Source organism: Inquilinus sp. OTU3971 (genome assembly GCF_038440215.1).
Window position 1 is genome coordinate 1 of sequence record NZ_JASATH010000035.1, and the last position, 25,441, is coordinate 25,441.

At 69.6% G+C, this 25,441-nt stretch carries 20 protein-coding genes; 10 read left to right on the forward strand and 10 right to left on the reverse strand.

What is annotated here, in order from left to right; translation table 11 throughout:
- Positions 1–135 precede the first annotated feature (135 nt).
- From sctS to AAHM41_RS11505, 4 genes are read left to right on the forward strand one after another with little or no spacing between them, the layout of a single operon-like run.
- Complete coding sequence (sctS, locus tag AAHM41_RS11490) at positions 136–435, forward strand: type III secretion system export apparatus subunit SctS (protein ID WP_342236672.1); 300 nt, start codon at positions 136–138, stop codon at positions 433–435.
- Positions 435–1,238 (forward strand): type III secretion system export apparatus subunit SctT, encoded by an 804-nt coding sequence (gene sctT / locus AAHM41_RS11495; protein ID WP_342236673.1) that lies wholly within the window; start codon positions 435–437, stop codon positions 1,236–1,238. Before sctS ends, sctT begins: the two co-directional genes overlap by 1 nt.
- Positions 1,235–2,245: an EscU/YscU/HrcU family type III secretion system export apparatus switch protein gene (locus tag AAHM41_RS11500; protein WP_342236674.1), complete on the forward strand. Its 1,011-nt coding sequence runs from the start codon at positions 1,235–1,237 to the stop codon at positions 2,243–2,245. The genes sctT and AAHM41_RS11500 overlap by 4 nt, the downstream gene beginning before the upstream one ends.
- 58 nt (positions 2,246–2,303) lie before the next feature.
- The gene (locus AAHM41_RS11505) at positions 2,304–2,720 is read left to right on the forward strand and encodes a DOPA 4,5-dioxygenase family protein (protein WP_342236675.1); all 417 of its coding nucleotides are present in this window, start codon (positions 2,304–2,306) and stop codon (positions 2,718–2,720) included.
- 10 nt (positions 2,721–2,730) lie between these two features.
- Here the strand turns inward: AAHM41_RS11505 and AAHM41_RS11510 are convergent, their stop codons facing one another.
- On the reverse strand, positions 2,731–5,664 hold the full coding sequence (locus AAHM41_RS11510) for an FAD-binding and (Fe-S)-binding domain-containing protein (protein WP_342236676.1): 2,934 nt from the start codon (positions 5,662–5,664) through the stop codon (positions 2,731–2,733).
- Between the two features lie 96 nt (positions 5,665–5,760).
- Between AAHM41_RS11510 and AAHM41_RS11515 the strand changes: the two genes are divergently transcribed.
- Positions 5,761–6,984 carry a pyridoxal-phosphate-dependent aminotransferase family protein gene (locus tag AAHM41_RS11515; protein ID WP_342236677.1) on the forward strand — a complete coding sequence of 408 codons (1,224 nt, stop codon included), beginning with the start codon at positions 5,761–5,763 and terminating at the stop codon, positions 6,982–6,984.
- Positions 6,985–7,400: 416 nt separating this feature from the next.
- Here AAHM41_RS11515 and AAHM41_RS11520 read toward each other — a convergent pair whose 3' ends face one another.
- Together AAHM41_RS11520 and AAHM41_RS11525 are read right to left on the reverse strand one after the other, a co-directional pair.
- Entirely contained in the window at positions 7,401–8,027 is a 627-nt protein-coding gene (locus tag AAHM41_RS11520) for a hypothetical protein (protein ID WP_342236678.1), read from the reverse strand.
- 109 nt (positions 8,028–8,136) lie between these two features.
- Positions 8,137–8,766 (reverse strand): TetR/AcrR family transcriptional regulator, encoded by a 630-nt coding sequence (locus tag AAHM41_RS11525; RefSeq protein ID WP_342236679.1) that lies wholly within the window; start codon positions 8,764–8,766, stop codon positions 8,137–8,139.
- 287 nt (positions 8,767–9,053) lie between these two features.
- On the opposite strand from AAHM41_RS11525, the gene AAHM41_RS11530 reads away from it, so the two are divergent.
- On the forward strand, positions 9,054–12,218 hold the full coding sequence (locus AAHM41_RS11530; protein ID WP_342236680.1) for an efflux RND transporter permease subunit: 3,165 nt from the start codon (positions 9,054–9,056) through the stop codon (positions 12,216–12,218).
- Between the two features lie 16 nt (positions 12,219–12,234).
- Entirely contained in the window at positions 12,235–13,416 is a 1,182-nt protein-coding gene (locus AAHM41_RS11535; RefSeq protein ID WP_342236681.1) for an efflux RND transporter periplasmic adaptor subunit, read from the forward strand.
- 127 nt (positions 13,417–13,543) lie between these two features.
- On the opposite strand, the gene AAHM41_RS11540 is transcribed toward AAHM41_RS11535, so the two are convergent.
- From AAHM41_RS11540 to AAHM41_RS11550, 3 genes are read right to left on the reverse strand one after another with little or no spacing between them, the layout of a single operon-like run.
- Positions 13,544–15,040 (reverse strand): FGGY-family carbohydrate kinase, encoded by a 1,497-nt coding sequence (locus tag AAHM41_RS11540; protein WP_342236682.1) that lies wholly within the window; start codon positions 15,038–15,040, stop codon positions 13,544–13,546.
- Positions 15,037–16,164 carry a M42 family metallopeptidase gene (locus AAHM41_RS11545; RefSeq protein ID WP_342236683.1) on the reverse strand — a complete coding sequence of 376 codons (1,128 nt, stop codon included), beginning with the start codon at positions 16,162–16,164 and terminating at the stop codon, positions 15,037–15,039. The genes AAHM41_RS11540 and AAHM41_RS11545 overlap by 4 nt, the downstream gene beginning before the upstream one ends.
- 5 nt (positions 16,165–16,169) lie before the next feature.
- Positions 16,170–16,988 (reverse strand): BtpA/SgcQ family protein, encoded by an 819-nt coding sequence (locus tag AAHM41_RS11550; RefSeq protein ID WP_342236684.1) that lies wholly within the window; start codon positions 16,986–16,988, stop codon positions 16,170–16,172.
- Between the two features lie 233 nt (positions 16,989–17,221).
- Here AAHM41_RS11550 and AAHM41_RS11555 point away from each other — a divergent pair, with 233 nt between their 5' ends.
- The 3 genes from AAHM41_RS11555 to AAHM41_RS11565 all read left to right on the forward strand — a co-directional run bounded on the left by AAHM41_RS11555 (position 17,222) and on the right by AAHM41_RS11565 (position 21,142).
- Positions 17,222–18,883 carry a hypothetical protein gene (locus AAHM41_RS11555; RefSeq protein WP_342236685.1) on the forward strand — a complete coding sequence of 554 codons (1,662 nt, stop codon included), beginning with the start codon at positions 17,222–17,224 and terminating at the stop codon, positions 18,881–18,883.
- A gap of 244 nt (positions 18,884–19,127) precedes the next feature.
- Positions 19,128–20,252 (forward strand): carbohydrate ABC transporter permease, encoded by a 1,125-nt coding sequence (locus AAHM41_RS11560; RefSeq protein ID WP_342236686.1) that lies wholly within the window; start codon positions 19,128–19,130, stop codon positions 20,250–20,252.
- Positions 20,249–21,142: a carbohydrate ABC transporter permease gene (locus tag AAHM41_RS11565; RefSeq protein ID WP_342236687.1), complete on the forward strand. Its 894-nt coding sequence runs from the start codon at positions 20,249–20,251 to the stop codon at positions 21,140–21,142. Before AAHM41_RS11560 ends, AAHM41_RS11565 begins: the two co-directional genes overlap by 4 nt.
- 34 nt (positions 21,143–21,176) lie before the next feature.
- Here the strand turns inward: AAHM41_RS11565 and AAHM41_RS11570 are convergent, their stop codons facing one another.
- From AAHM41_RS11570 to AAHM41_RS11585, 4 genes are read right to left on the reverse strand one after another with little or no spacing between them, the layout of a single operon-like run.
- Positions 21,177–21,944, reverse strand: coding sequence for an SDR family oxidoreductase (locus tag AAHM41_RS11570; RefSeq protein ID WP_342236688.1), 768 nt, complete (start codon positions 21,942–21,944; stop codon positions 21,177–21,179).
- Positions 21,945–21,958: 14 nt separating this feature from the next.
- Positions 21,959–23,470, reverse strand: coding sequence for a sugar ABC transporter ATP-binding protein (locus AAHM41_RS11575; protein WP_342236689.1), 1,512 nt, complete (start codon positions 23,468–23,470; stop codon positions 21,959–21,961).
- Entirely contained in the window at positions 23,470–24,399 is a 930-nt protein-coding gene (locus AAHM41_RS11580; protein ID WP_342236690.1) for a sugar ABC transporter substrate-binding protein, read from the reverse strand. The genes AAHM41_RS11575 and AAHM41_RS11580 overlap by 1 nt, the downstream gene beginning before the upstream one ends.
- Before the next feature lie 49 nt (positions 24,400–24,448).
- Entirely contained in the window at positions 24,449–25,429 is a 981-nt protein-coding gene (locus tag AAHM41_RS11585) for an ABC transporter permease (RefSeq protein WP_342236691.1), read from the reverse strand.
- Positions 25,430–25,441: the final 12 nt, after the last annotated feature.

Below are 25,441 nucleotides of genomic sequence, written 5' to 3' on the forward strand. Positions count from 1 at the left end.
CCCCCCCCCGCCCCCCGCCCCCCCCCCCCCAGCCCCCTCCCCCTGCCCCCCTCCCGCAAGGGGAGGGGGGACTAGAAAGGAGCCACCCCGCCGAAACGTGATTCCGGTGGCCCTCCTGTCGGAAGACGCGCGCTCATGAACCAGGCGGTGATCTCGCATCTGCTGCAGGAGGCGCTGACCCTGACGCTGTTGCTGTCGCTGCCGGCGCTCGCCATCGCCGCCGCGGTCGGCCTGCTGGTCGGCCTGTTCCAGGCGGTGACCCAGATCCAGGACCAGACCCTGCCGATGGCGGTCAAGGTGATCGCCGTGGTGCTGGCCCTGGTGCTGCTGGGCCCGATGCTGGCCAGCCCGCTGGTGCGCTACACCGACCGCATCTTCACCGACTTCCCGGCGATCACCCGCGGCGCGATCCCGGCGGATGCCAGGCCGCCCTGATGATCGAATCCTTCCGGCTGCTGGCCGAGCTGATCGGGCCCTATGTCACCGCCGTCTCGATCGCCATCGCCCGCCCGGTCGCCCTGGCCGCGGTGCTGCCGATGTTCGCCTGGCTCGGCCTCACCGGCATCCTGCGCAACGCGGTGATGATCGCCATCGCTCTGCCGATGGTGTCGCAGGTGACGTCGGAGCTGGGGGTGCTGACGCCGCTGCAGCCCGGCCAGATGCTGATGCTGGTGGCAAAGGAGGCGGTGATCGGCCTCCTGCTCGGCCTGCTGTTCGGCCTGCCCTTCTGGGCGGTGGAGGCGGCGGGCGAGCTGATCGACATGCAGCGCGGCGTCAACGGCGCCTATCTGCTCGACCCCAACGCCTCGGGCCAGGCCTCACCGGTCGGCACGCTGTTCGTGCTGGTGCTGCTGGCTCTGTTCTTCGCCGGCAACGGCCTCGGGGTGGTAGCCGAGGCGCTCTACTCCAGCTACGCCCTGTGGCCGGTGACCGAGCTGCTGCCGCCCTTCACCGGCGAGACGCCGACCCTGCTGCTGGGCCTGCTCGACCATGTGGTCCGGCTCGGCCTGCTGCTCGCCGTGCCGCTGGTGATCGTGATGCTGCTGGCCGACATCGCGCTGGCCGTGATCGGCCGGATGGCGCCGCAGCTCAACGTCTTCGACCTGTCGCTGTCGGTAAAGTCGGCGGCGCTGGTGCTGGTGCTGCCGATCTACGCCATCTTCCTGGTGCCCTATTTCAACGACAGCCTGGGCTCGATGCGCGGCGTGCTCGACCTCGCCCGGACGGTGCTGCCGTGAGCCAGCAGACCAGCGAAGACAAGAGCCTCCCCGCCAGCGCCAAGAAGCTGGCGGATGCCCGGGGCAAGGGCCAGGTGGCGCACAGCCGCGACCTGGTCACGGTGGTCGCCCTCGTCGCCGGCTTCCTCTATCTCGGAGTCGAGGGGCCGGCGATCATGGAGGCGTTCCGCGCCATCCTGACCGAGCCGATCGCCCTGACGGCCAAGCCGTTCGACCAGAGCTACACCATCATCCCGACCCTGCTGTCGCTCGCAGCCAGGATCGTCGCCCCGCTGGTGCTGGTGATCGTCGTCGCCAGCATCCTCGCCAATGTCGGCTTCCTGCGCGGCATCCCGTTCTCGTTCGACCCGCTGGTGCCGCGCGGCGACAAGATCAACCCGGTGAGCGGCTTCCAGCGGCTGTTCAGCCTGCGCAACCTGCTGGAATTCGCCAAGGCGGTGGTGAAGGCCTGCACCCTCCTGGGGGTGATCGGGCTGCTCGCCCTCGGGGCGCTGCGGGCGGTGCTGGTGACGCCGCAATGCGGCCGCGACTGCATCGGCCTGGTGCTGGTGGCGACGCTGAAGCCGGTGCTGATCGGCATCATCGCGGTGCTGCTGGTCTTCGCCCTGATCGACATGCTGCTGCAGCGCTGGCTGTTCCAGCGCGACCAGCGGATGACCCGCAGCGAGATGAAGCGCGAGCGCAAGGAGCAGGAGGGCGACCCGTTCATCCGCAGCACCCGGCGGCAGCTGCATCGCGGCCTGGCCCGCGGCGAAGGCGGGTCCTCGATGCCGACCCTGTTCATCACCGACGGCGAGGTCACCGTCGGCATCCGCTTCGTTCCCGGCGAGACCTCGGTGCCGATGCTGGTCGGCAAGTCGTTCAAGGGCGGCATGGCCAATGTGCCGATGGAGACGGCGCCCCTGCTGGCGCGGCAGCTGCATGCCGACGGCAAGATCGGCGAGGCCGTCCCGGGCGAGCATTTCGACGCCCTGGCCCGGATCCTGCTGCGGCTCGGCGCAGTGTGAGGCCCCCGCTTTCTCCCGTCCTGCGCTACAGTCGGACGACGAGAGCGGGAGACGCGCGATGGACTCCAGGGAAGCGCCGCGGCCGGTGGCGGAGATCGCCAGCTACCACGCCCATGTCTATTTCGACCCGGCGGCGACCCGCGACCGGGCCGAGCGGCTGCGCGGCTGGATCGGCGAACGCTTCCGCGTCCGCCTCGGCCGCTGGCACGAGGTCAGGGTCGGGCCGCATGACCAGGCGATGTTCCAGGTCTCCTTCGCCACCGAGCTGTTCGCGACGCTGGTGCCCTGGCTGATGCTGAACCATGACGGGTTGAGCATCCTGATCCATCCCAACACCAGCAATCCGCGCCGGGACCATCTGGTCGACCCGGTCTGGATCGGGACGCCGCTGCCGGTGCATGGCGACATCCTGCCCGAGGAGGAGGAGGCCGAAGGCCCGCTGGAGCCGAACACCGACCCGGACCGGCCCGCCTAAGCCCGCGCTTTTAGGACCGGCGGGCGGCCGCCGCCATGCTGGCGGCGAGGAGCCGTGCGACATGCATCGCCTCGCGCCCGGCGCCGTCGCGGATCTGGTGCCGGCAGGAGGTGCCGTCCGCCACCACGACCGTGTCCGGCGCGGCCTGACGCACCGCCGGCAGCAGCGACAGCTCGGCCATGGCCAGCGAGACGTCGATCGTCTCCGCCTGGTAGCCGAAGGCGCCGGCCATGCCGCAGCAGCTCGATTCGACGGTCTCGACCTCCAGGCCGGGGATCAGCCCCAGCGCCGCCTGCACCGCGCCCATCGCGCCGAAGGCCTTCTGGTGGCAATGGCCGTGCAGCAGCGCCCTGGTTGCAACCGGCGCGAGGGCCGGCGCGAAGCGCCCGGCCTTGGCCTCGCGGGCGACGAACTCCTCGAACAGCAGGGCATGGGCGGCGGCGCGGCGCGATTCGTCGCCCGGCAGCAAAGCCACGGCCTCGTCGCGGAAGGTGAACAGGCAGCTCGGCTCCAGCCCGACCACCGGCACGCCGCGCTCCAGGAACGGCCGCAGCGCCGCCAGGCTGCGGGTCATCTCGGCGCGGGCGGAGTCGACATCGCCGACCGACAGGAAGGTCCGGCCGCAGCACAGCGGCCGCCGAGAGCCGTCGGCCGGCCGGGGGAGATGGACGCGATAGCCGGCGCCAGTGAGCACGGTGATCGCATCATCCAGGGCCTCGCGCTCGAAGGCGGCGTTGAAGCTGTCGGCCCAGAGCACGACCTCCTTCCCGCCCTCGGGGCCGACCGCGGCGGCCGGCGCCCGGAAGCGGTCGCGCCGCCATGCCGGCAGCCGGCGGCGGGCGCTGAGTCCGAGCAGCCGTTCCGACAGCCGGGCCAGCGGCGGGATCCGGTCGCGCAGGTTGAGCAGCGGCGCGGCCATCGCCGCGAAGCGGGCATAGCGCGGCAGGGTCGCCACCAGCCGGTCGCGCAGCGAGAAGCCGTTTCGGGCGGCTCGTGCCGCGAGCATCTCGATCTTCATCCGCGCCATGTCGACGCCGGTCGGGCATTCCCGTTTGCAGGCCTTGCAGGACACGCACAGCTTCATCGTCTCGGCCATCTCGTCCGAGGCAAAGGCGTCGCGGCCGATCTGGCCGGTCAGCGCCAGGCGCAGGCTGTTGGCGCGGCCGCGGGTGACGTGGCGCTCGTCGCGGGTGACGCGGTAGGACGGGCACATGGCGCCGCCCTCGAGCTTCCGGCAGGCGCCGTTGTTGTTGCACATCTCGACCGCGCCCAGCAGCCCGCCCGCGGCGCCGGGAAAGGCCGACCAGTCGAGCCGCGGCGCGAGCTCCTCCGCGCGGTAGCCGGGCGGGTAACGCAGCAGCGAGCGGTCGTCGAAGCGCGGCGCCTGCACGATCTTGCCGGGGTTCAGCGCGCCGTCGGGGTCGAAGGCCTGCTTCACCTCCTCGAAGGCGCGCACCAGCCGCGACCCGAACATCGCCTCGTGAAACTCGCTGCGGACGATGCCGTCGCCATGCTCGCCGGAATGCGAGCCCTTGTAGGCGCGGACCAGGGCGAAGGCCTCCTCGGCGATGGCGCGCATCGCCTTAACGTCCTGCTCCAGCCGCAGGTTCAGCACCGGCCGGACATGCAGGCAGCCTTCCGAGGCATGGGCGTACCAGGTGCCGCGGGTGCCGTGCTTCTCGAACACCCGGGTCAGGCTGTCGGTGTATTCCGCCAGATGCTCCAGCGGCACGGCGCAGTCCTCGACGAAGGAGATCGGCTTCGCCTGCTCCTTCATCGACATCATGATGTTGAGGCCGGAGGTGCGCAGATCGGTGATCGCCGCCTGCAGCGCCGGGTCCAGCACCTCGACCACTCCGCCCCAGCGCGCCCGATCATGGTCGAAGGCGTAGCCGAGATCGCCCATCAACTCGCCGAGCTGCTGCAGCCGCCGCGCGTTCTCCGCCTCGTCCTCGGCGAACTCGACCAACAGCAGCGCTGCCGGCTCGCCGCGCAGCAGGGCGTCGAGGGTCGGCCGGAACATCGCGATCTCGCTCGCCAGCGCGATCATGGTGGCGTCGACCAGCTCGATCGCGATCGGCTTCAGCTTGACCAGGTGCTGGGCCGCATCCATCGCCGCATGGAAGGAGCCGAAATGGCAGACGCCAAGGGCCCGGCGGCCCAGCAGCGGCCACAGCTTCAGCTCGACCGCGGTGGAATAGGCCAGGGTCCCCTCCGACCCGACCAGGATATGGGCCAGGTTGACCCGGCCGCGGGCGGGGTCGAGGGCGTCGAGATTGTAGCCGCCGACGCGGCGCTGCACCTTCGGGAAGCGGGCGGCGACCTCGGCCGACTCACGCGCGCCGATCGCCAGCAGCCGCTGTGCCAGGGCCCGCGCCCGCGGGTCGTTGATGCCGTCGACCGCGTCGGCCGCGACCTCGCCGAACTGCATCGCGCTGCCGTCGGCCAGGACGGCGTCGATCGACGCGACATTGTCGCGGGTGGTGCCGTAGCGCAGCGAGCGGCCGCCGCAGGAGTTGTTGCCGACCATGCCGCCGATGGTGGCGCGCGACGCGGTCGACACATCGACCGGGAACCACAGCCCGTGCGGCTTGAGCCGGCGGTTGAGCTCGTCCAGCACGATCCCCGGCTCGACCGTGCAGCGCCGGGCCTCGACATCGAGCGACAGGATGCGATTGAGGTGCTTCGAGCCGTCGACCACCAGGCCGCGGTTGATGGTCTGGCCGCATTGCGAGGTGCCGCCGCCGCGGGCGGTGACCGGCACCCCCGCCTCGCGCGCCAGGGCCAGGGCCCGAACCGCCGCATCCATGCTGCGCGGCACCACCACGCCGGCCGGCATGATCTGGTAATGCGAGGCGTCGGTGGCGTAGCGGCCGCGGCTGAACGCGTCGAACAGGACATCGCCGTCGATCTCGGCCCGCAGCTTCTGGTCCAGACCCGCCATCGGACTCCCTTTCCGCCCGACTGTGCCGCGACTCCGCACTATTGTGTTATCCAAACCCCATCCCATCGGCGCGGCAACAGCCTTCAGGGAGGGATCATGACCAGCAGCAGCGGGCCGCATTTCCTGCAGATCCCGGGGCCGAGCCCGGTGCCGGAGCGCATCTTGCGGGCGATCAGCCGGCAGGTCATCGACCATCGCGGCCCGGACTTCGCCCGGCTCGGCCAGGAGGTGCTGGAGGGCTGCAAGGCGGTGTTCAAGACCTCCGGCCCGGTGATCATCTATCCCTCCTCCGGCACCGGCGCCTGGGAGGCGGCGATCGTCAACACCCTGTCGCCCGGCGACCGCGTGCTGATGGCCGAGACCGGCCATTTCGCCACGCTGTGGCGGCAGATGGCGGCGCGCTGGGGCGTCGAGGTCGACTTCATCCCCGGCGACTGGCGCCACGGCGCCGATCCCGCCGCGATCGAGGCCAAGCTGGCGGAGGACCGCGGCCACGCCGTCAAGGCGGTGATGGTGGTGCACAACGAGACCTCGACCGGCGCCACCAGCCGGATCGCCGAGATCCGCCGCGCCATCGACGCCGCCGGCCATCCGGCGCTGTTCCTGGTCGACACCATCTCGTCGCTGGCCTCGGTCGACTACCGCCATGAGGAATGGCGGGCCGACGTCACCGTCAGCGGCTCGCAGAAGGGCCTGATGCTGCCGCCGGGCCTCGGCTTCACCGCGATCTCCGACAAGGCGATCGCCGCGTCGAAGGCCAGCCGGATGCCGCGCTCCTACTGGGACTGGGCCGAGATGCTGAAGCCCAATGCCGGCGGCTTCTTCCCCTACACCCCGGCGACCAACCTGCTGTACGGGCTGCGCGAGGCGCTGGCCATGCTGCAGGAGGAAGGGCTGGACGCCGTGTTCGCGCGCCACAGGCGGCTGGCGGCGGCGACCCGCGCGGCCGTGCGCGCCTGGGGGCTCGAGGTGCTGTGCCTGGAGCCGGCCGAGTATTCGCCGGTGCTGACCGCGGTGCTGCTGCCGCCGGGGCACGACGCCGACCGGTTCCGCAAGCTGGTGCTGGACAGCTTCAACATGTCGCTCGGCTCCGGCCTCGGCCGGCTGGCGGGCAAGGTGTTCCGCATCGGCCATCTCGGCGCCTGCAACGAGCTGGTGCTGATGGGCGCCCTGACCGGCGTCGAGATGGGGCTGGCGGCGGCCGGCGTGCCGCATCGCGCCGGCGGGGTCGCGGCGGCCATGGCGGCGCTGAACAGCCAGGCCGGGGCGCCGGACGGCACGCCGATCGCCGCCGCCAGCGGATCGGGTGAGGTCGGGTGAGGTCGGTGCCTTCGGACAGGGCCTGACAGATATCGTACGGGAGAGGTCGGGCTCGCGCAGCGAGACCGGGTGAGGGCGGATCCCGGCCTCGACGCCCTCCCCTCACCCGGAGGCGCAAGCGCCTCCGGTCCCTCCCGCAGGGCGAGGCCTTTTCAGAAAACCGCCGTTCGAGCCAATCCATCCCTTCTACTCTCCCCCTCCCCTCGCGGGAGGGGGCAGGGGGAGGGGGTTTTCACCATCAAGGCCGGCCTGAACTCTGACGCTTCGGCCGACGGCGAGACCCGTCCTCTGCGCATTCGCGCGCGGACGCGCGCAGACCCCTCCCCCAACCCCCTCCCGCAAGGGGAGGGGGAGTGTGGAAGGCTGCGCTCGCGAATGCTGAATGTGGTGGTGAAGGCAGTGAGTGCGCGAGCGGCTCACCCCGTGTCCGGCGGCTGCGGCTTGCGGCGGCGGGGAGCCGCGGAGCGGGGCTCGGGCGGATCCTCGTCGTCCTCGCCGTCCTGCGACGGCAGGAAGCCCAGCTCCTCCATGGCCTCGTCGGCCATCTCCAGCCACTGCTTCACCTGCACCGGATAGCCCCAGCGCCGGCACAGCGCCGCCACCGCGACCTCGGCCCGGCTGGCCTCGATCAGCTCCGCCACCTCCGGCCGCTCCAGCCGCTCGCTCAGCTCGTCGACGCGGCGATCCTCCTCACCGTCCTCGGACGACTCGTAGACCGCCGCCTGCATCGCCAGCTTCACCCGCAGCTCGTGCCAGTCCTCCTGGGCGGCTTCGCGCTGCACCGCGGCCTTGCGCCGCTCCTCGGCCTGACGCGACAGCTTGTCCTTGAGCAGCAGGGTCAGCCGCACGGCGCGCGAGACGGTGGCGATCCGCTGGCAATAGTCGACGCCGGGTTGCGGCGCCTGCAGCGCCTCCCGCTGTGTCGCCCGGGCGATCGACATCTGGATCTCGACCAGCTCCGCCACCACGCACAGATCCGCCGCCCGCTCCTCCTGCGGAGCGGCCGGGCTGTCCGGCATCGGATCGGTCTGCGCCTTGTTCATGGAACATAGCATGAACAGAGTCGCAGATTAATACAAGCAAACAATGTGTTAAGAGCACGAGCAAGGCGTCGGCCGCAGGGCGGACAGCAGCTCGTGGTCGCTGCCGGGCTCAGGGGGCGCCGGCGGTCTCGCGCGGCAGGAAGGCGGCGATGATCGCCTCGGCCATGCGGATGAAGCGGGCGCTGGGCCCCTCGGCGCCGACGCTCTGCCGGCTCACCCGGGCGCCTTCCAGCAGCAGCCACAGCGTGTCGGCCAGAAGCTCCGCCTGGGTGGCGCCGGCGGCCCGGCACAGCCGCACCAAGCGGTCGCGCTGGGCCGTCTTGAAATCCTCGATCACGCGCCGGGCCGGATGGCCGGGCTCGGTCAGCTCGACCGCGGCATTGACCATGTCGCAGCCGCGCGCATCCGCGATCGCACAGTCCGCCCCGGCCTGGACCCAGGCATGCAGCTGCGCCACCGGGTCGCCGAGGTATTTCTCCTCGAAGCCCGCCCAGATGGCGTCGGCCTCCTCGGCCAGGCCGTGCAGGCATTCGACGATCAGGTCGTCCTTCGACCCGAAATGCCGGTACAGCGTCATCTTGTTGGTGCCGGCCGCCTCGGCGATGGTGTCGACGCCGACGCCGCGATAACCGTGCCGGTGGAACAGGTCGCGGGCGGTGCCGAGGATCCGGTCGCGCGGCCGCAGCTCGCAGCTGGGCCCTGAAAGACCCTCCAGCCTCGGGGGTGTGATGGTCGTCATAGCACCTGATTTGCCCTTGACGGTATCATTGCACTGCATCAATTATTCTGTTACTTACCGGTAACACCCTAGCAGGATCAGGTCAAGATCCGACCCAGCCAGGGGTGTTGGGGTCGAAGCTCCGCTTGACGACGGCCCGCCGGGACGATAATCAACCACAAAGTTAACTTAACCAAGAGGTTTACCATGGCCTGGGGGTCGGCCTCGGCAATTTCCTGCGGTGCGCGCGACGGCGGCGCGATGCAGTGCCGTCTGTTCGGCCGGACCGCGGCGCGGGCGACCCGGTCATGATCGGCTTCTTCATCCAGCGCCCGATCTTCGCCTCGGCGATCGCGGTGATCATGGTGCTGGCCGGCGGCATCTCGTACTTCCTGCTGCCGGTTTCGCAGTTCCCCGACATCACGCCGCCCCAGGTCGTGGTCCAGGCCACCTATCCGGGCGCCAGCGCCCAGGTCGTGGCCGACACCGTGACGACGCCGCTGGAGCAGCAGATCAACGGCGTCGAGGGCATGATGTACATGTCGTCGACCTCGTCGAACGACGGCACCTCGAACATCACCGTCACCTTCGAGGTCGGCTACCCGCTGAGCATCGCCGCGGTCGACGTGCAGAACCGGGTGTCGCAGGCCGCCTCGTCGCTGCCGGCGATCGTCAACCAGGGCGGCATCACGATCCAGAAGCAGAACCCGAACTTCGTCCTGATCGTCGACCTGACCTCGCCCGACGGGTCGGTCGACCCGGTGGAGCTGAGCAACTACGCCTATCTGCAGATCGTCGACCCGATCAAGCGGCTGCCCGGCGTCGGCAACGTCCAGATCTTCGGCGAGCGACGCTATTCCATGCGCATCTGGCTGGACCCGGACAAGCTGGCCAATCTGGGCGTCACCGCGGTCGACGTGCAGAACGCGGTCGCCGAGCAGAACGTGCAGGTGGCGGCCGGCAAGATCGGCCAGTCGCCCGCCCCCGAGGGCACCGCGTTCGAGCTGCAGGTCAACGCCGCCGGCCGCCTGAGCGACCCGGCCCAGTTCGGCGACATCGTCGTTCGCGCCGACCCGGCGACCGGGTCGGTGGTGCGGCTGCGCGATGTCGCCCGGATCGAGCTGGGCGCCCTGCAATACTCGTCCTCGGGCTATTTCGGCGGCCGGCCGGCCGTGGTCGTGGCCGTCTTCCAGCAGCCGGGATCGAACGCGCTGGCGCTGCAGGAGGCCGTCCAGGCCAAGATGGAGGAGCTGAAGCAGCGCTTCCCCACGGGCATCGAATACGGCATCCGCTACGACACCACGCGCTTCGTGTCGGCGGCGATGGAAGACGTGCTGAAGACGCTGCTCGAAGCGCTGGCGCTGGTCGTGCTGGTGGTCTTCGTCTTCCTGCAGAACTGGCGCACCACCCTGATTCCCGTCATCGCCATCCCGGTGTCGCTGATCGCGACCCTGGTGGTCATGGAGGGCATGGGCTTCTCATTGAACATGCTGAGTCTGCTCGGCATGGTGCTGGCGATCGGCCTGGTGGTCGATGACGCCATCGTCGTGGTCGAGAATGTCGAGCGGCAGCTGGAGGCCGGGCTGCCGCCCCTGGCGGCGACGCGCAAGGCGATGACCGAGGTGACCGGCCCGATCATCGCCACCACCGCGGTGCTGATGGCGGTGTTCATCCCGGTCGCCTTCATCCCCGGCGTGTCCGGCCGCCTGTACAACCAGTTCGCGCTGACCGTCGCCATCTCCGTCGGCCTGTCGGCCTTCAACTCGCTGACGCTGAGCCCGGCCCTGAGCGCCGCGTTCCTGCGGCACCGGGCGCACACTCCCTTCATCCTGTTCCGCTGGTTCAACGCCGGCTTCAATGCGCTGTCGCATGGCTATGCGGCCCTGGTGCGCTTCCTGATCCGCATCCGCTGGCTGGTCATGATCCTGTTCGTGGCCGGGCTGGGCCTGACCTACTGGGTGTCGACGCGCCTGCCCTCGACCTTCCTGCCGGTCGAGGACCAGGGCTATTTCTTCGTCGTCATCCAGCTGCCCGACGGCGCATCGCTGGAGCGCACCGAGGCGGTGGCGAAGAAGACCCGCGCGATCCTGGAAGCGACGCCGGGGATCGAGACGGTCGGCGAGATCGTCGGCCTGAACTTCCTGACCAGCGCCGCCCAGTCGAACTCCGCGGCCCAGTTCGCCATCCTGAAGCCCTGGTCCGAGCGCGGGCCGGACCAGAGTGCGTCGGCCCTGGCCCAGAAGGTGGGCGCGCAGTTGATGCAGATCCCCGACGCCTTCGCTTTGGCCTTCGACCCGCCGTCGATCCCGGGCATCAGCACCACCGGCGGCTTCGAGTTCCAGATCGAGGATCTGTCGGGCCAGGGCGTCGGCGCCCTGAACGCGGCGACCCAGGCGGTTCTGGCCGAGGCGCGGAAGCAGCCGGAGCTCGACCCGCACCAGCTGTTCAGCAGCTTCAGCACCACGACCCCGCAATACAACTACGACCTGGACCGCAACAAGGCGAAGATGCTGGGCCTGACCTTGCCCGACGTGTTCAACACGCTGCAGATCTATCTGGGGTCGCTCTACGTCAACGACTTCAACCTGTACGGCCGCACCTTCCGCGTCACCATCCAGGCGGACAAGGACGCCCGCGGATCGGCGACCGACATCTCGCGCCTGTATGTCCGCAATTCGGCGGGCGGCATGGTGCCGTTGAGCACGCTGGGCGACCTGAAGCCGATCGCCGGGCCGGACACGGTGCCGCACTACAACAACTACACCTCGGCCAAGATCAACGGCGCCCCCGCTGCCGGCTTCAGCTCGGGCCAGGCGATCGCGGCGATGGAGCGGGCGGCCGCCACGGCGCTGCCGCGCGACTTCGCCTATGAATGGACCGGCATCACCTTCCAGGAACTGCAGGCGGGGTCGGTGGCGGCCCTGGTGTTCGGCCTCGCCATCGTCTTCGTGTTCCTGATCCTGGCGGCCCAGTACGAAAGCTGGTCGATGCCGTTCATGGTGCTGCTGGCGGTGCCGCTGGCCCTGTTCGGGGCGTTCGCGGCGCTGTGGGCCCGGCAGATGCAGATCGACGTCTATTCGCAGATCGGCCTGGTCATGCTGATCGGCCTGGCGGCCAAGAACGCCATCCTGATCGTGGAGTTCGCCAAGCGGCTGCGCGAGGAAGGCCACAGCATCGTCGAGGCGGCGGCGGAAGCCGGGCGGCTGCGTCTCCGGCCCATCCTGATGACGGCCTTCGCCTTCATCCTGGGCGTGGTGCCGCTGATGATCGCCACCGGCGCCGGTGCCGCCAGCCGCCAGTCGATCGGCACCACCGTGTTCGGCGGCATGCTGGCCGCCACCATCCTGACCCTGATCTTCGTGCCTGTGTTCTACGCCGTGATCGAGTCCTTCCGTGAACGCCGCGGCGGCACGGAGAGCCCCCATGCCACCGACGGCCATCGGCTCGAGCCGAAGGCCGGCCCGGCCGAATAGAGTGGAGAATCGCGCCATGCGCGTCCGTACCGTCGTCCTGGGATCGATCGTCGTGGCTGCCGCCGTCGTCGCCGGCCTGTACCAGACCGGCCGTCTTCCCCCGGCACTGCTGGCGCTGGGCGGCGACACGGCGCACGCCGAAGCCGCGCCCGCCGCCGGGCCTCCCCCCGCCATGCCGGTGCCGGTGCAGGCGGTGCTCAAGCGGTCGCTGCCGATCTATCTCGACTACTCCGCGCGCACCGAATCGATCGCCGCCATCAGCCTGCAGGCCAAGGTGTCCGGCTATATCCAGGCGCAGCCGGCGACCGACGGGACCGACGTCAAGCCGGGCGATCTGCTGTACAAGATCGACCCGCGCGACTTCCAGGCCGCTCTGGACCAGGCCAACGCCCAGCTGCAGCGCGACCAGGCCAACATCGACTATCTGCGCTCGAACTACGATCGCGGCAGCGAGCTGAGCAAGAATGGCTGGCTGAACAAGGACACCTTCGACCAGCGCGAGAGCAATCTGAAGCAGGCCCAGGCCACCCTGGCCAGCGACCAGGCGGCGCAGCGCCAGGCCGAGCTGAACCTGGGCTATACCGAGATCCGGGCCCCCTTCGCCGGGCGGCTCGGCCGCAACCAGGCGCCGGTGGGAACTCTGGTCAACGTCGGCGGCAGCGCCGCCCTCAACACCCTGGTGCAGCTCGACCCGATCTACGTCACCTTCAACCCCAGCGAGACCGAGCTGGGCAAGATCCGGGCCGCCCAGGCCGCGGGGAAGGTCATGATCGACGTGCTGCTGCCGGGCGAGACCGAGGCGAAGCACCGCGGCGAGCTGACCTTCCTGGACAACGCCGTCGACAACCAGACCGGGACGATCCTGGCGCGCGCCACCGTCGGCAACGGCGACTTCGGCCTGCTGCCCGGCCAGTATGTCCGCGTGCGCGTCCATCTGCAGCCGCAGCCGGACGCCCTGATGGTGCCGCAGGTGGCGGTCGCCGCCAGCCAGTTCGGGCGCTACGTCTATGTCGTCAGCCAGGACAACAAGGCGGAGCAGCGCCTGGTGACGCTGGGCCCGACGGACGGCCCGCTGGTCGCCATCGAGAAGGGCCTGGCCGAGGGCGACCGCGTCATCACCGGCAACACGCAGAAGATCTTCTACCCCGGCATGCCGGTGCAGCCACTGCCCCAGCAGCAGGCCAACGCCGGGTCTTAATAGACAGAACGTTCCCTAAATTCGTCATGGCGAGCCCCGAAGGGGCGTGGCCATCCAGCGGCACCGCGCCCTGGATGGCCACGTCGCTTCGCTCCTCGCCATGACGGCTTTTTGCTGATGCTTGCCCTCACCCGTCCAGCCGCCGCATCAGGTCGCGCGTCGCCGGATACAGGTCCTTGAACACCCCGAACTGCCGCCGGTAGAGCTCGGCCTGGGACGGGTCGGGTGTGATCTCCGATTCGGTCGGGTTCCACGCCCGGATGTCGCCCGGCTTCACGTCGCCGACGGCCAGTGCGGCCAGGAAGGCGTCGCCATAGCTGGCGCCGAAGGTCTTCTGCCGCAGGATCTGCGGATGGCCGGAGATGTCGGAGGTCGCCTGCGACCAGACCCGGTTCCTGGTGCCGCCGCCGACCGCGAAGACCGTGCGCGGCACCTGCCCCGCCTCGCGATAGGTCTCGACGATATGGGCGGTGCCGCAGGCGATGCCCTCGAACACCGCCCGGCAGATGTCGCCGCGGGTGTGGGTCAGGTTCAGGCCGAACAGCACGCCCTTGGCCTGCGGGTCGTGGATCGGCGTGCGCTCACCGGAGAAATAGGGCAGCAGCACCAGCCCCCGCGCCCCGGGCGGCGACTGCTCCGCCTCCGCCACCAGCGCCGGAATCGCCGAGGCCGGGTCGAGCTCGCGGGCGAACTGGTCGCGGAACCAGTGGCTGAGCGTGCCGCTGGTGGCGAGGCCGGCCAGCGCCGCGTGCTGGCCCGGCATCAGCCAGGGCGCCCACCACAGCCGCGGGTCGCGCAGCCGGGTGTCGCCGAGCAGGATGGTGAAGATGGTCGAGCCGTACATCACCATCATGTCGCCGCTGTCGAGCACGCCGACGCTGACCGCCTCCGCCGCCGCGTCGATGGTGCCGGCGATCACCGGCGTGCCCTCGGCCAGCCCGGTCTCCGCCGCCGCCTGCCGGGTGACGGTGCCGACGATGTCGGTGCTCCAGGCCAGGTCCGGCATCTGGCCGAGATCGACGATGCCGGGCGCCAGCTCGTCGCTCCAGGCCAGCGCGTCGGCCAGGTAGAACGGGCTGGAATTGGCCGCGGTGTAATGGTCGATGACGAAGCGCCCGGTCAGCTTGCGCACCAGGAACGAGGTCGAGGTCAGGATCTTGGCGGTGCGGGCGAAGATCTCCGGCCGGTTGCGCTTGAGCCAGAGGATCTTGGGGCCGACCGATTGCGAGGTCAGGGCGTTGCCGCAGCGCTCCAGCAGCACATCCTCGCCGATCTGGGCCGTGAGGTCGGCGATCTCCTGATGGGCGCGGGTGTCGACACCATAGAGCACGCCGTTCATCAGCGGTTCGCCGGCCGCATCGACCGGCAGCATGCACGGCCCGATGGCGCTGGTGCCGACCGCCCGGATCGACGCGGCCGGCACGCCGCTGTCGGCCAGCAGCTTGCGGCAGAGGACGGTGAAATCGTCCCACCAATCCTCCTTCGGCCGGTGCTCGGCCCAGCCCGGCTGCGGCACGATCAGCTTGTGCGGTTTCGCGGCCATGGCGGCGATGCTGCCATCCGCCGCCACCAGCACGCCCTTGGATTCGAAGGTCCCGATGTCGATGCCGAGATAATGGGTCATGTCTCGTACCGGTCGCGGTCCAGGCTGAAGCTTTCGTCGATGCGGCCGATGCCGGCGGCCAGCAGGCGCGCCAGCCCGGCCAGGTCGGACAGGTCGCAGATCTCGAGCGAGGAATGGGTGCCGCGGGCCGGGAAGCCGAGGTCGATCGAGGCGACGCCGGCGTTGACCAGCTGGACATAGGAGGAGTCGGTCAGCAGCCCGACATGGGCGCTCTTCTGCAGCGGGATGCCCTCGCCGCGCGCAGCCTCGCCGAACAGGGCGACCAGCGCCGGATGCGGGATGGTGCCGTTCAACGTGCCGCGGCCGTGGAAGCTGTACAGGCTCATCGCCGGGCCACCGCCGAGCCGGACGTCGCCGCGCTGGGCCATGTCCGGCGTGTCGGTGGCGAGGACGATGTCGAGCTGGATGGCGATGTCCGGCGCCAGCGCCTGCGCCGCCGTGACCGCGCCGCGCAGGTTGAACTCCTCCTGCACCGAGAACACCAGATGCACGGTCGGCCGGCGCGGCGCCGCCAGCAGCGCCCGGGCGACCTCGACGATCACGGCGCAGCCGGCGCGGTCGTCGACCGCGGTGCCGGCGATGCGGTCGCCGGCCAGATCGACCACCTTCGGCGCGTAGACCACCGGCGCGCCGATGTCGATGCCGGCGGCCAGCACCGCGGCGGCGCTGTCGAAGCCGGCGTCGATATAGATCTCCGGATACGGCAGGACCCGGTACTTCTCCTCCTGCGAGGTGGCGTGGTGGCTCTTGTTGGCGATCACCCCCGGCACGTCGCGGCCGGCGCCGACGCAGAACACCACCGCCTGCGACGCCAGCGCCTTCTCCGGCACCCCGCCCAGCCGCTCCACCCGCACCAGCCCGCCGGGTTCGATCTTGCGGACGATCAGGCCGAGCTGGTCCATATGGGCGAACAGCATCACGCTCGGCCCCGCGACCGTGCCATCGACGGTCGCGATCAGGTTGCCGAGCCGGTCGGAGCGCGAGGCGATGCCGAGCCCGGACAGGAGCCCGGCGAGATGCCGCCGCACCCGCCCCTCATGGCCGCTGAGGCCGGGGATCAGCATCAGCTCGGACACGAGGCCGCGGAGGCGCTGCTTGACCGGGTCGGACAGATCCGTCGCCATCGCCGTCAGCCCTTCCGCGCCGCCCGCGCCAGGCGCATGAACTCCGCCGCCCGGTCGGGATCCACCGCGTTCCAGGTGTGGCCGTCGACCTTCAGCGACGAGCCGACGATGCAGCCATCGGCCACCCGCAGCACGTCGGCGACCGTCTCGTGCTTGACCCCGGTGTTGGCCAGGACCGGGGTGTGCGGCAGCACCTGCTTCACCGCCTCGAGATCCGACATCGCCGCCGCCTCGCCGGTGATCGCACCGGAGACCAGGATGGCGTCGGGGATGCTGGAGAACACGGCGCTGCGCGCCCGGTCGGCCAGGTCGCGGCGGTCCAGCGACCAGGCGAATTCGGCCGAGATGTTGTACAGCATCGCCAGGTCGCCGCGGCCGAGCCGGTTGCGATACCGCATCGCCGCGCCGGCGTCGGGGTTCCACGGCCCCATATCCGATGCGTAGGTGCCGGTCATGATCTCGCGGATGAAGGCGGCGCCGGTGGCGGCGGCCAGCGCGACCGAGCTGGCCGGATCCCACAGCACGTTGACGCCGAACGGCACCGTGATCTCCGGCCGCAGCCGGCCGATCAGGTACGCCATGGTCGCGGTCGAGGCCGTATCGACCTTGAACTCGTAGGGCCGGTCGTTCTCGTTGCCGAACATCACGGCGTCGAAGCCGGCCGCCTGCAGCGCCTGCAGGTCCCGCCGCGCGCCCTCCAGCAGCCCGTCCAGCCCGGCCGCCGAGTCGTAGAGCGGCGCGCCCGGCAGGGCCCCGAAATGCACCATGGCGATCACCGGCTTCGTGTCGCCGAACACCCGCTGGAAATTGCCCGCACCCACCATCCGCGTCCTTCCCTGCTTCGGGGCGGATGCGGCTCCCCGGCCGCTCCCTTGCACCCCTTTCGTCGCCGCATCATACTCAGGATCGACTTCGGCACCCGCCGAAATCGCAAAGTTGGCAACGCTGCCATGAAACGTTTCACGACCTTGGGGTCGGAACGATCGGGCGATGCGGCCGTTGCGGTTCCGGACCGGTCGAAGGTGGCAACAACGAAAAGACCACAGGGAGATTCGCGGTGAAGCTACGGGATTACGACCGCATCGTCGCGGCACAGGCCAGCCGGCGCACTGTTCTGAAGAGTGCGGCCGGGCTCGGCGCCGCTTTGGGCACGACGGGCCTGCTCGGCCCCCTTTCCTCGACCGCGCTGGCGCAGGGCGACCTGCGCGCCCAGATCCTGCAGATCCCAGGGGTCGGTAAGGGATCGCCGACCGACGCTGACTGGCAGAAGGTCGGCGAGCTGTGCCTGGGCCCGACCAAGGCGATGGTGAAGGAGGGCGAGTTCAAGGGCGTCCAGCTGACCTTCATGGGTATCAACAACCAGAACCTGCACAACCTGCTGTTCCGCGGCTTCCTGCGGCCCTGGGAGACTTACACCGGCGCTAAGATCACCTGGATCGACCTGGCCCAGGCCGATTACAATCCGCGGCTGCAGCAGTCGATCGCCACCGGCACGATGGACTTCGACATCCTCGAGATGGGCGCTCCGTTCGAGGGCGATGTCTGCGGCAAGGGCCTGGCCTCGGAGATGCCGGACTGGGTCAAGACCCAGATCGAGATGGACGACTATGTCGCCTATCTGAAGGCCCCGGTCGGCACCTGGAACGGCAAGACCTACCGCATCTCGGTCGACGGCGACTGTCACAACTTCAACTACCGCACCGACGTCTTCTCCGACGCCGACCTGGCTACGGCCTGGAAGGAGGCCGGCGGCCAGGGCGAATGGGGCGTGCCGAAGACCTGGCAGCAGGTCCAGGCGGTGACCAAGTTCCTCAAGGGCAAGAAGGTCGGCGGCCAGGACGTCTACGGCTATCTCGACGCGCCCAAGGCCTGGGGCGGCTTCATGTTCTACTTCCTGGGCAGCCGGGCCTCGGCCTATGCCAAGCACCCGGACGATAAGGCCTGGCTGTTCGATGTCGACACCATGAAGCCGCGCGTCAACAACGCAGCCTGGGTGCGGGCGATCCAGGACGTCATCGACGCTTTGCCATCGGAGCCGGCCGACCAGCTCGGCGCCGACCCCAACACCACCGCCTTCCAGCAATTCCTGGCCGGGACCGGGTCGATGCTGGCTTGGTGGGGCGATGTGGGATCGATGGCGAACACCAGCGATTCCTCGGTGGTCGGCGACGTCTGCGGCTTCAGCATCCTGCCGGGCTCGGACGACGTCTACAACGCCAAGACCGGGGCATGGGAGAAGCTGCCGAGCGGCCCGAACTACGCGCCGAACATGGCCTATATCGGCTGGGGTGTCTATGTCATGGCCCGGGTCGACAGCGATCCGGCCAAGCACAAGGCGGCCTGGAGCGCCGCGGCCCATCTCGGCGGCAAGGACCTGTCGCTGTGGACCGCGGCCTATCCCTCCGGCTTTCAGCCCTACCGGAACAGCCATTTCAACATCCCGGAATGGGTCGCCGCCGGGTATGACGAGGCCTATACCAGTTCCTACCTGAACTCGCAGTCGACCTCCTACAACCACCCGAATGCCGCGGTCGAACCGCGCATCCCCGGCATCTTCCAGTACTACAGCATCGCCGAGGACGAGCTGGCCAAGACCTTCGCCGGCCAGAACAGCGCCCAGCAAGGCGCCGACGCCATCGCCGCGGCCTGGGAGAAGCTCACCGACCAGATCGGCCGGGACAAGCAGCTCGCCCTGTACAGGGCATCGCTCGGGTTGTGACGTCCCGGGTGATCGAAGCAATGCTGGGGCAGCTCCTTTCCTTGTCCCCCCTCCCCTTGCGGGAGGGGGGTAGGGGGAGGGGGTTCGTGCCGCCAGGCTGGAATTCGCACAGTTGTCATGCGGTGAAGCATCGGTCCGGGCGCCGCGGCTCTCTTCGATCGACAGCTCCCTCCCCCTACCCCCCTCCCGCAGGGGGAGGGGGGACAGTCTTTACTTCAGTCCGCACGGCACTTTACGAGTCAGCATGAGCGAAGCGGAGATAGGCGCCCTCGCCGGCGATCACAGCATCAAGCCCGTCTCGTCGCACATCCCCGCCGGCCGCAAGGCGGCGGGGCGATGGCTGATCGGACTCGCCACAATCGGCCTGGCGGCGATGGCGCTGCTGCAAGTGCTGGACTCGGCCGAAATCGTCGCGATCGGCTTCGAGACCTGGCGCCCCCTGCTCTACACCTATCTGGCCTGGGCGGTAGCGCTCGGCGCCGGTCAGGTGATGATCCGGGGCGAGGCCGGCCACCGGGCGCTGTTCCTGCTGCCCGCGGTGCTGTTCACCGTGTCGATGGTGATCTTCCCGACCGTTTTCGGGCTCTACATCGCCTTCACCGACTGGAACCTCAGCTCCTTCGCCGGCCGGCAGCTCAACGGCCTCGACAACCTCCGCACCCTGTGGGCCGATCCCTATTACTGGAACGCGCTCGGCAACATGGTCTGGTACGTGCTGGCGGTGCTGGTGCAATACGCCATCGCCTTCGGCCTGGCCCTGCTGCTGAACGCCGAGATCCGGGCCCGCAAGTTCTTCCGCGTCGCCTTCCTGTTGCCGTTCATGCTGAGCCCGGTCGCGGTCAGCTGGATGATCGGCAAGTCGATCATGGAGTACCGCTTCGGCCCGGCGGCGTCGCTGGCCCGGTTCCTGGGCTGGGAGAACCCCGCCTTCTTCGCCTCGCCCTGGATGGCGCGGCTCAGCATCATGGCGATGGACGCTTGGATCTGGATTCCCTTCGTCATGATCCTGCTGCTGGCCGGGCTGCAGGCCATACCCAACGACATCCTGGAGGCGGCGCGGATCGACGGCGCCAAGGCGTGGCAGTCGTTCTGGAAGATCACCTTCCCGCTGATGCTGCCGGTCAGCGTCACCGCGGTGATCCTCAGGATCATCTTCGAGCTCAAGCTGGCCGACATCGTCATCAACGTGACGTCGGGCGGGCCCGGCGGCGCCACCGACACGGTGTCGAGCTTCATCTATCGCGAGTACCGGGACCGATCGAATGTCGGCTACGGCACCATGCTGGCGCAGGTCTATTTCATTATGATCATCATCTTCGTGACCGCGCTGCTCAACCTGGTCAGCCGCTGGATGCGGCGGCTGACATGAACGGCGCCATGACCTGGCGCGCCAAGCGCCTGTCGGGCCGTACGCTGCTCTACGCCGCGGCGCTGCTGTGGGCCTTCATCTCACTGTTCCCGATCTACTGGACGGTGACGACCTCGTTCAAGACCGCGGCCGACGTCACCAGGGGCCACCTGATTCCCTGGATCGACTTCCAGCCGGACTGGCGCGGCTGGCGCTCGCTCGGCCTGTCGCCGGACACGATCGGATCGACCTCGACGGTGCGCGAGGAGTTCCTGCTGCGCTTCGAGAACAGCATCGTGGTCTCGGTCGGCGCCTCGGTGCTGGCGGTCGTGATCGGCTCGCTCGCCGCCTATGGCCTCAGCCGCTTCCGCTACCGGTTCGGGCCGTGGCGGAACAAGGACATCTCCTTCTGGTTCCTGTCGCAGCTGATCCTGCCGCCAGTGGTTTTGGCGATGCCGTTCCTGGTGCTCTACAAGGAGCTGGCGCTGCTGGACACCCGGATCGGGCTGATCCTGATCTATGCGCTGATGGTGCTGCCGATCGTGATCTGGATCATGCGCGACCAGTTCGCCACGATCCCGATCGAGCTGGAGGAGGCGGCGCGGGTCGACGGCGCCACCGTCTGGCAGGCCTTCCTGCGCATCGTGCTGCCGCTGGCCCTGCCCGGCATGGTGGCGGCCTTCATCCTGTCGGTCGTGCTGTGCTGGAACGAGTATTTCTTCGCCGCGCTCTTGACCAGCACCGACGCCAAGACCCTGCCGGTGATGGTGGCCAGCCAGACCGGGTCGCAGGGCATCAACTGGTGGGCGATGGCGGCGCTGTCGACCGCGGCGATCGCGCCGCTTGCCGTCATCGGCATCTTCCTCGAGCGCTACATCATCCGCGGCCTGACCGCGGGCGCGGTGAAATAGGGAGGGCGGTTCGCCCGCCCTCCCCTTCTCCCACTCACCAGCAGACGAAGCCGCCGTCGACGATCAGGTCCACGCCGGTGCAGAAGGACGACGCGGCGCTGGCCAGGAACACCGCCGGGCCGACCAGCTCGTCCACCGACGCCATCCGGCCCATCGGCGTGTCGCGCTCGAAGATCTTGCGCTGCTCGGCCACCTCGGGCCGCAGGTTCATCGGCGTCAGCGTGTAGCCGGGGCTGATCGCGTTCACCCGCAGGCCGCGGTCGGCCCATTCCATCGCCAGGCTCTTGGTCAGGTGGATCACCCCGGCCTTGGAGGTGTTGTAATGCGCCTGCAGCAGGCCGCGGTTGACGATCGAGCCCGACATCGAGGCGATGTTGACGATCGATCCGCGGCCCCGCTGCAGCATCACGCGGGCTTCGGCCTGTGCGGACAGAAAGACCCCGGTCAGGTTAACGTCGATCGTGCGCTGCCATTGCGCCTCCGGCAGATCCTCCGCCGCCGTGGCGTTGGCGATGCCGGCGCAGTTCACCGCGACGGTGAGTTCGCCGAGCTGAGCCTCGACCGCGTCCACCGCCGCGGCCAGGTCGGCCGCCTGGGTCACGTCGCCGGTCAGGGTCAGTGCCCGGCGGCCCGCCGCCCGAACGCGGCCGGCGGTGTCGGCGAGGCCGGCCTCCGACGCCGGCAGGTCGAAGCAGGCGACGTCGGCGCCGGCCTCGGCCAGGCCAACGGCGATGCGCTGGCCGATGCCGCTGCCGGCGCCGGTGACGAAGGCGATCTGATCATCGAGCCGGAAGAGCTGCACGGGTTCCCCTTGGTTCAGCGGGTTGCGAGTTCCATCACCGCGACGCGGCTGGCCTGGTCGCGGTCGAGAATGCCCTGGTTGCGGCCGCGGGCCAGCACCATGATCCGGTGCGACAGGCCCAGCACCTCGTCAAGGTCGGAGCTGACCACCACCACCGCCATGCCGGACGCGGCGAGGCCGGCGATCACGTCGTAGATCGCGGCCCGGGCGCCGACATCGATGCCGCGCGTCGGCTCGTCCAGGATGAACACCTTGGGGTCGCGCGCGATCCATTTCGCGATCACGACCTTCTGCTGGTTGCCGCCCGAGAGATTCCCGGCGCGCTGGCCCGGCGTGCCCTTCACCCCCATCCGCGCGATCAACTCGGCGGCGAAGCCACGCACCCGGCTGGGGCTGATCCAACCACCCGGGGCGATGCGGTCGAAATTGGCATAGGCGATGTTGTCGGCGATCGAATGGTCCAGCACCACGCCCTGCAGCTTGCGGTCCTCCGGCACCAGCATGATTCCGGCGCGGATCGCGTCGGACGGGCCGCGCAGATCGACCGGCCTTCCATCCACCGTCACCCGGCCGGTCGCCACCGGGTCGGCGCCGACGACGCCGCGCACCAGCTCGGTCCGCCCGGCGCCGACGATGCCGGCGATACCGAACACCTCGCCCGCCCGCACGGTGAAGCTGATGTCGCGGAAGGCGCCGTCGGCGGCGGTGAGGTTGGAGACCTCGAGCCGCGCCTGCTGCTCCGGCACCGAGACGGACGGGAACATCCGGTCGACGCTGCGGCCGACCATCTGCTCGACCAGAGTCTTCACCGGCACCTGCGCCGTCTCATGGGTGGCGACCAGGCGGCCGTCGCGCAGCACCGCGACGCGGTCGGCGATGCGGGCGATCTCGTCCAGCCGGTGGCTGATATAGATGAAAGAGACGCCGTCGCGCTTCAGCCGCTCGATCTGCTGGAACAGCCGCTCGGTCTCCTCGCCGCCCAGCGCCGCGGTCGGCTCGTCCAGGATCAGCAGCCGGGAGTTCAGGGTCAGGGCCTTGGCGATCTCGACCTGCTGCTGCGCCGCCACCCGCAGCTCGCGCACCAGCTTCGTCGGGGCGATGTCGAGGCCCAGGCGATGCAGCTGCTCGCCTGCGCGGCGGTTCATCTCCGCCCGGTCGATCCGGCCGCCCCTGGTCGGCAGCCGGCCGACGAACACGTTCTCCGCGATCGTCAGGTCCGGCAGCAGCTTCATCTCCTGATGGATCAGGCCGATGCCGGCGGCGATCGCCTCCCCGGGCGAGGCCGGGGCGTAGGGCCGGCCCTGCCAACACATCGTGCCGGCGCTGGGTGGCACCAGGCCGGAGATGACCGAGGACAGGGTCGACTTGCCGGCGCCGTTCTCGCCCAACAGGGCCAGCACCTCGCCCGGACGGATGTCGAGGTCGACGCCCTCCAGCACGGTGATGCCGCCATAGGCCTTGCCGATGCCGCGGATGGAGAGCCCCTCGGGGCTCTCCACCACGGCGGCGCGAACGGCGCCCGCCATCAGGGGTGCTTCTCGATGAAGCCGGCGACATTGTCCTTGGTCGTCAGCGTCGCCGCCTGCAGCTGCTCGGCCGGGACGGTCTTGCCGTCCGCCAGCTCCAGCGCCGACTGCAGCGCCAGCCGGCCCATCTGCTGGGTGGTCTGGGTCATGGTCGCGTCCAGCGTGCCGGCCTGCACCGCCTTCAGCCCGGCGACGTCGCCGTCGAAGCCGAAGATCCAGGTCTTGTGGTCGAGATTGGCCACCTTGACCGCTTGGGCCGCGCCCAGCGCCAGCGCATCGGCCCGGCCGAAGAACACCGAGATGTCCGGGTCGCGCTGCAGCATGTCCTGGGCGATGTTGAAGCCCTCATCCTGCATCCACATGGTGCTGGCCTGCTTGGCCACCACCTTCAGGTCCGGGCACTTGGCCAGCGCCTCGGTGAAGCCCTTGTCGCGGTCCTGCTCCGGCGTGGTGCCGAGCTGGCCCTGGACGACGGCGACGTTGCCCTTGCCGCCGGTGACCTTGCAGACGTACTCGCCGAGCGTGCGGGCCGCGGCGACGCTGTCGGTGGCGATGAAGGTGTCGCCCGGCGCGTCGGCCGGGTTGCGGTCGACCGCGACCACCGGGATGCCGGCCGCCTTGGCCGCCTTGACCGGGACGCTGGCGGCGGTGGCGCCGGCCGGAATGTAGATCAGCGCGTCGATCTGCTGGGTGATCAGGTCCTGGATCTGGCTGACCTGGGTGGCGGAATCGCCCTTGGCGTCGACGGTGACGACCTTGATCCCCTGCTCCTTGGCCGAGGCCTCGACCGACTGCTTGATCTGGTTGAAGAAGTCGGCCTGCAGGTTGGCGACGGCCAGGCCGATCACCTTGTCCTTGGCCCAGGCGGGGGAGCCGAGGGCGGTGCCGGCCAAGAGCGCCAGCGCGGCAATGGCGATACGGGTCTTCATGGGTCGATCCTCTCCTGTTGCGACGGTCTTTCCGTCTTTGTGGTCCCGGTCAGCGGTTGCGCCGGCCGAGGGTGTCGAAGGTGACGGCGGCGGCGATCACGAGGCCGATCACCACCTGCTGCACGAAGGGCGAGACGCCGAGCAGGTTCAGCCCGTTGCGCAGCACGCCGATGATCAGGACGCCGACCACCGTGCCGCCGATGCTGCCGACGCCGCCGGACAGGCTGGCGCCGCCGATCACGACCGCGGCAATGGTGTCGAGCTCGTAGCCGAGGCCGGCGCTGGGCTGCGAGGAGTCGAGGCGCGAGGCCAGCGCCATGCCGGCGATCCCGGCCAGCGCCCCGGCCGCGGCGTAGACCGCGATCGTCACCCGGCCGACATGGATGCCGGCCAGGCGGGCGACCTCGCGGCTGCCGCCGATGGCGTAGAGGTTGCGGCCGCTGGGCCGGAAGGTCAGGTACAGCCAGCTGACCACGACCAGCACCAGGAACAGCGCCACGGTCAGCGACAGGAAGCCGAAGTTGCGCACGGTGGCGAGCGCGGTGAACCAGTCCGGGTAGCCGACGATCTGGGTGCCGTCGGTCAGGATGTTGGCCAGGCCGCGGGCCACCGACATCATGGTCAGCGTGGCGATGAAGGCGGGCAGCCGCGCCATGGTGATCAGCAGGCCGGAGGCGAGGCCGCAGACTGCGCCGGCGCCGATGCCGAGCAGGATGGCCAGCGCCATCGGCAGCTCCATGTCGCGCGCCAGCCAGCCCATCACCATCATCGACAGCGCCAGGACCGAGCCGACCGACAGGTCGATGCCGCCGATCACGATCACCGCGGTCATGCCGATGGCGAGGATGCCGAGCACGGTGACCTGGTCCAGCACGTTGAGGCCGTTGCGGACCGACAGGAAATGATCGGAGGCGAAGGAGAAGATCGCGCAGAGCAGGATCAGGCCGATCAGCGGGCCCTGGGCGCCGCTGGTCAGGCTGAATCGCGGCAGGAACGTCCTGGTGGCCGGTCGGTCGATGCGCGCTTCCATCCCTCAAATCCC

Excerpts from the sequence above, each read along its gene's own strand:
- sctS (WP_342236672.1), top strand. The coding sequence starts at position 136 with ATGAACCAGGCGGTGATCTCGCATCTGCTGCAGGAGGCGCTGACCCTG.
- sctT (WP_342236673.1), top strand. The coding sequence starts at position 435 with ATGATCGAATCCTTCCGGCTGCTGGCCGAGCTGATCGGGCCCTATGTC.
- AAHM41_RS11505 (WP_342236675.1), top strand. The coding sequence starts at position 2,304 with ATGGACTCCAGGGAAGCGCCGCGGCCGGTGGCGGAGATCGCCAGCTAC.
- AAHM41_RS11510 (WP_342236676.1), bottom strand. The coding sequence starts at position 5,664 with ATGGCGGGTCTGGACCAGAAGCTGCGGGCCGAGATCGACGGCGATGTC.
- AAHM41_RS11515 (WP_342236677.1), top strand. The coding sequence starts at position 5,761 with ATGACCAGCAGCAGCGGGCCGCATTTCCTGCAGATCCCGGGGCCGAGC.
- AAHM41_RS11520 (WP_342236678.1), bottom strand. The coding sequence starts at position 8,027 with ATGAACAAGGCGCAGACCGATCCGATGCCGGACAGCCCGGCCGCTCCG.
- AAHM41_RS11525 (WP_342236679.1), bottom strand. The coding sequence starts at position 8,766 with ATGACGACCATCACACCCCCGAGGCTGGAGGGTCTTTCAGGGCCCAGC.
- AAHM41_RS11530 (WP_342236680.1), top strand. The coding sequence starts at position 9,054 with ATGATCGGCTTCTTCATCCAGCGCCCGATCTTCGCCTCGGCGATCGCG.
- AAHM41_RS11535 (WP_342236681.1), top strand. The coding sequence starts at position 12,235 with ATGCGCGTCCGTACCGTCGTCCTGGGATCGATCGTCGTGGCTGCCGCC.
- AAHM41_RS11540 (WP_342236682.1), bottom strand. The coding sequence starts at position 15,040 with ATGACCCATTATCTCGGCATCGACATCGGGACCTTCGAATCCAAGGGC.
- AAHM41_RS11545 (WP_342236683.1), bottom strand. The coding sequence starts at position 16,164 with ATGGCGACGGATCTGTCCGACCCGGTCAAGCAGCGCCTCCGCGGCCTC.
- AAHM41_RS11550 (WP_342236684.1), bottom strand. The coding sequence starts at position 16,988 with ATGGTGGGTGCGGGCAATTTCCAGCGGGTGTTCGGCGACACGAAGCCG.
- AAHM41_RS11560 (WP_342236686.1), top strand. The coding sequence starts at position 19,128 with ATGAGCGAAGCGGAGATAGGCGCCCTCGCCGGCGATCACAGCATCAAG.
- AAHM41_RS11565 (WP_342236687.1), top strand. The coding sequence starts at position 20,249 with ATGAACGGCGCCATGACCTGGCGCGCCAAGCGCCTGTCGGGCCGTACG.
- AAHM41_RS11575 (WP_342236689.1), bottom strand. The coding sequence starts at position 23,470 with ATGGCGGGCGCCGTTCGCGCCGCCGTGGTGGAGAGCCCCGAGGGGCTC.
- AAHM41_RS11580 (WP_342236690.1), bottom strand. The coding sequence starts at position 24,399 with ATGAAGACCCGTATCGCCATTGCCGCGCTGGCGCTCTTGGCCGGCACC.
- AAHM41_RS11585 (WP_342236691.1), bottom strand. The coding sequence starts at position 25,429 with ATGGAAGCGCGCATCGACCGACCGGCCACCAGGACGTTCCTGCCGCGA.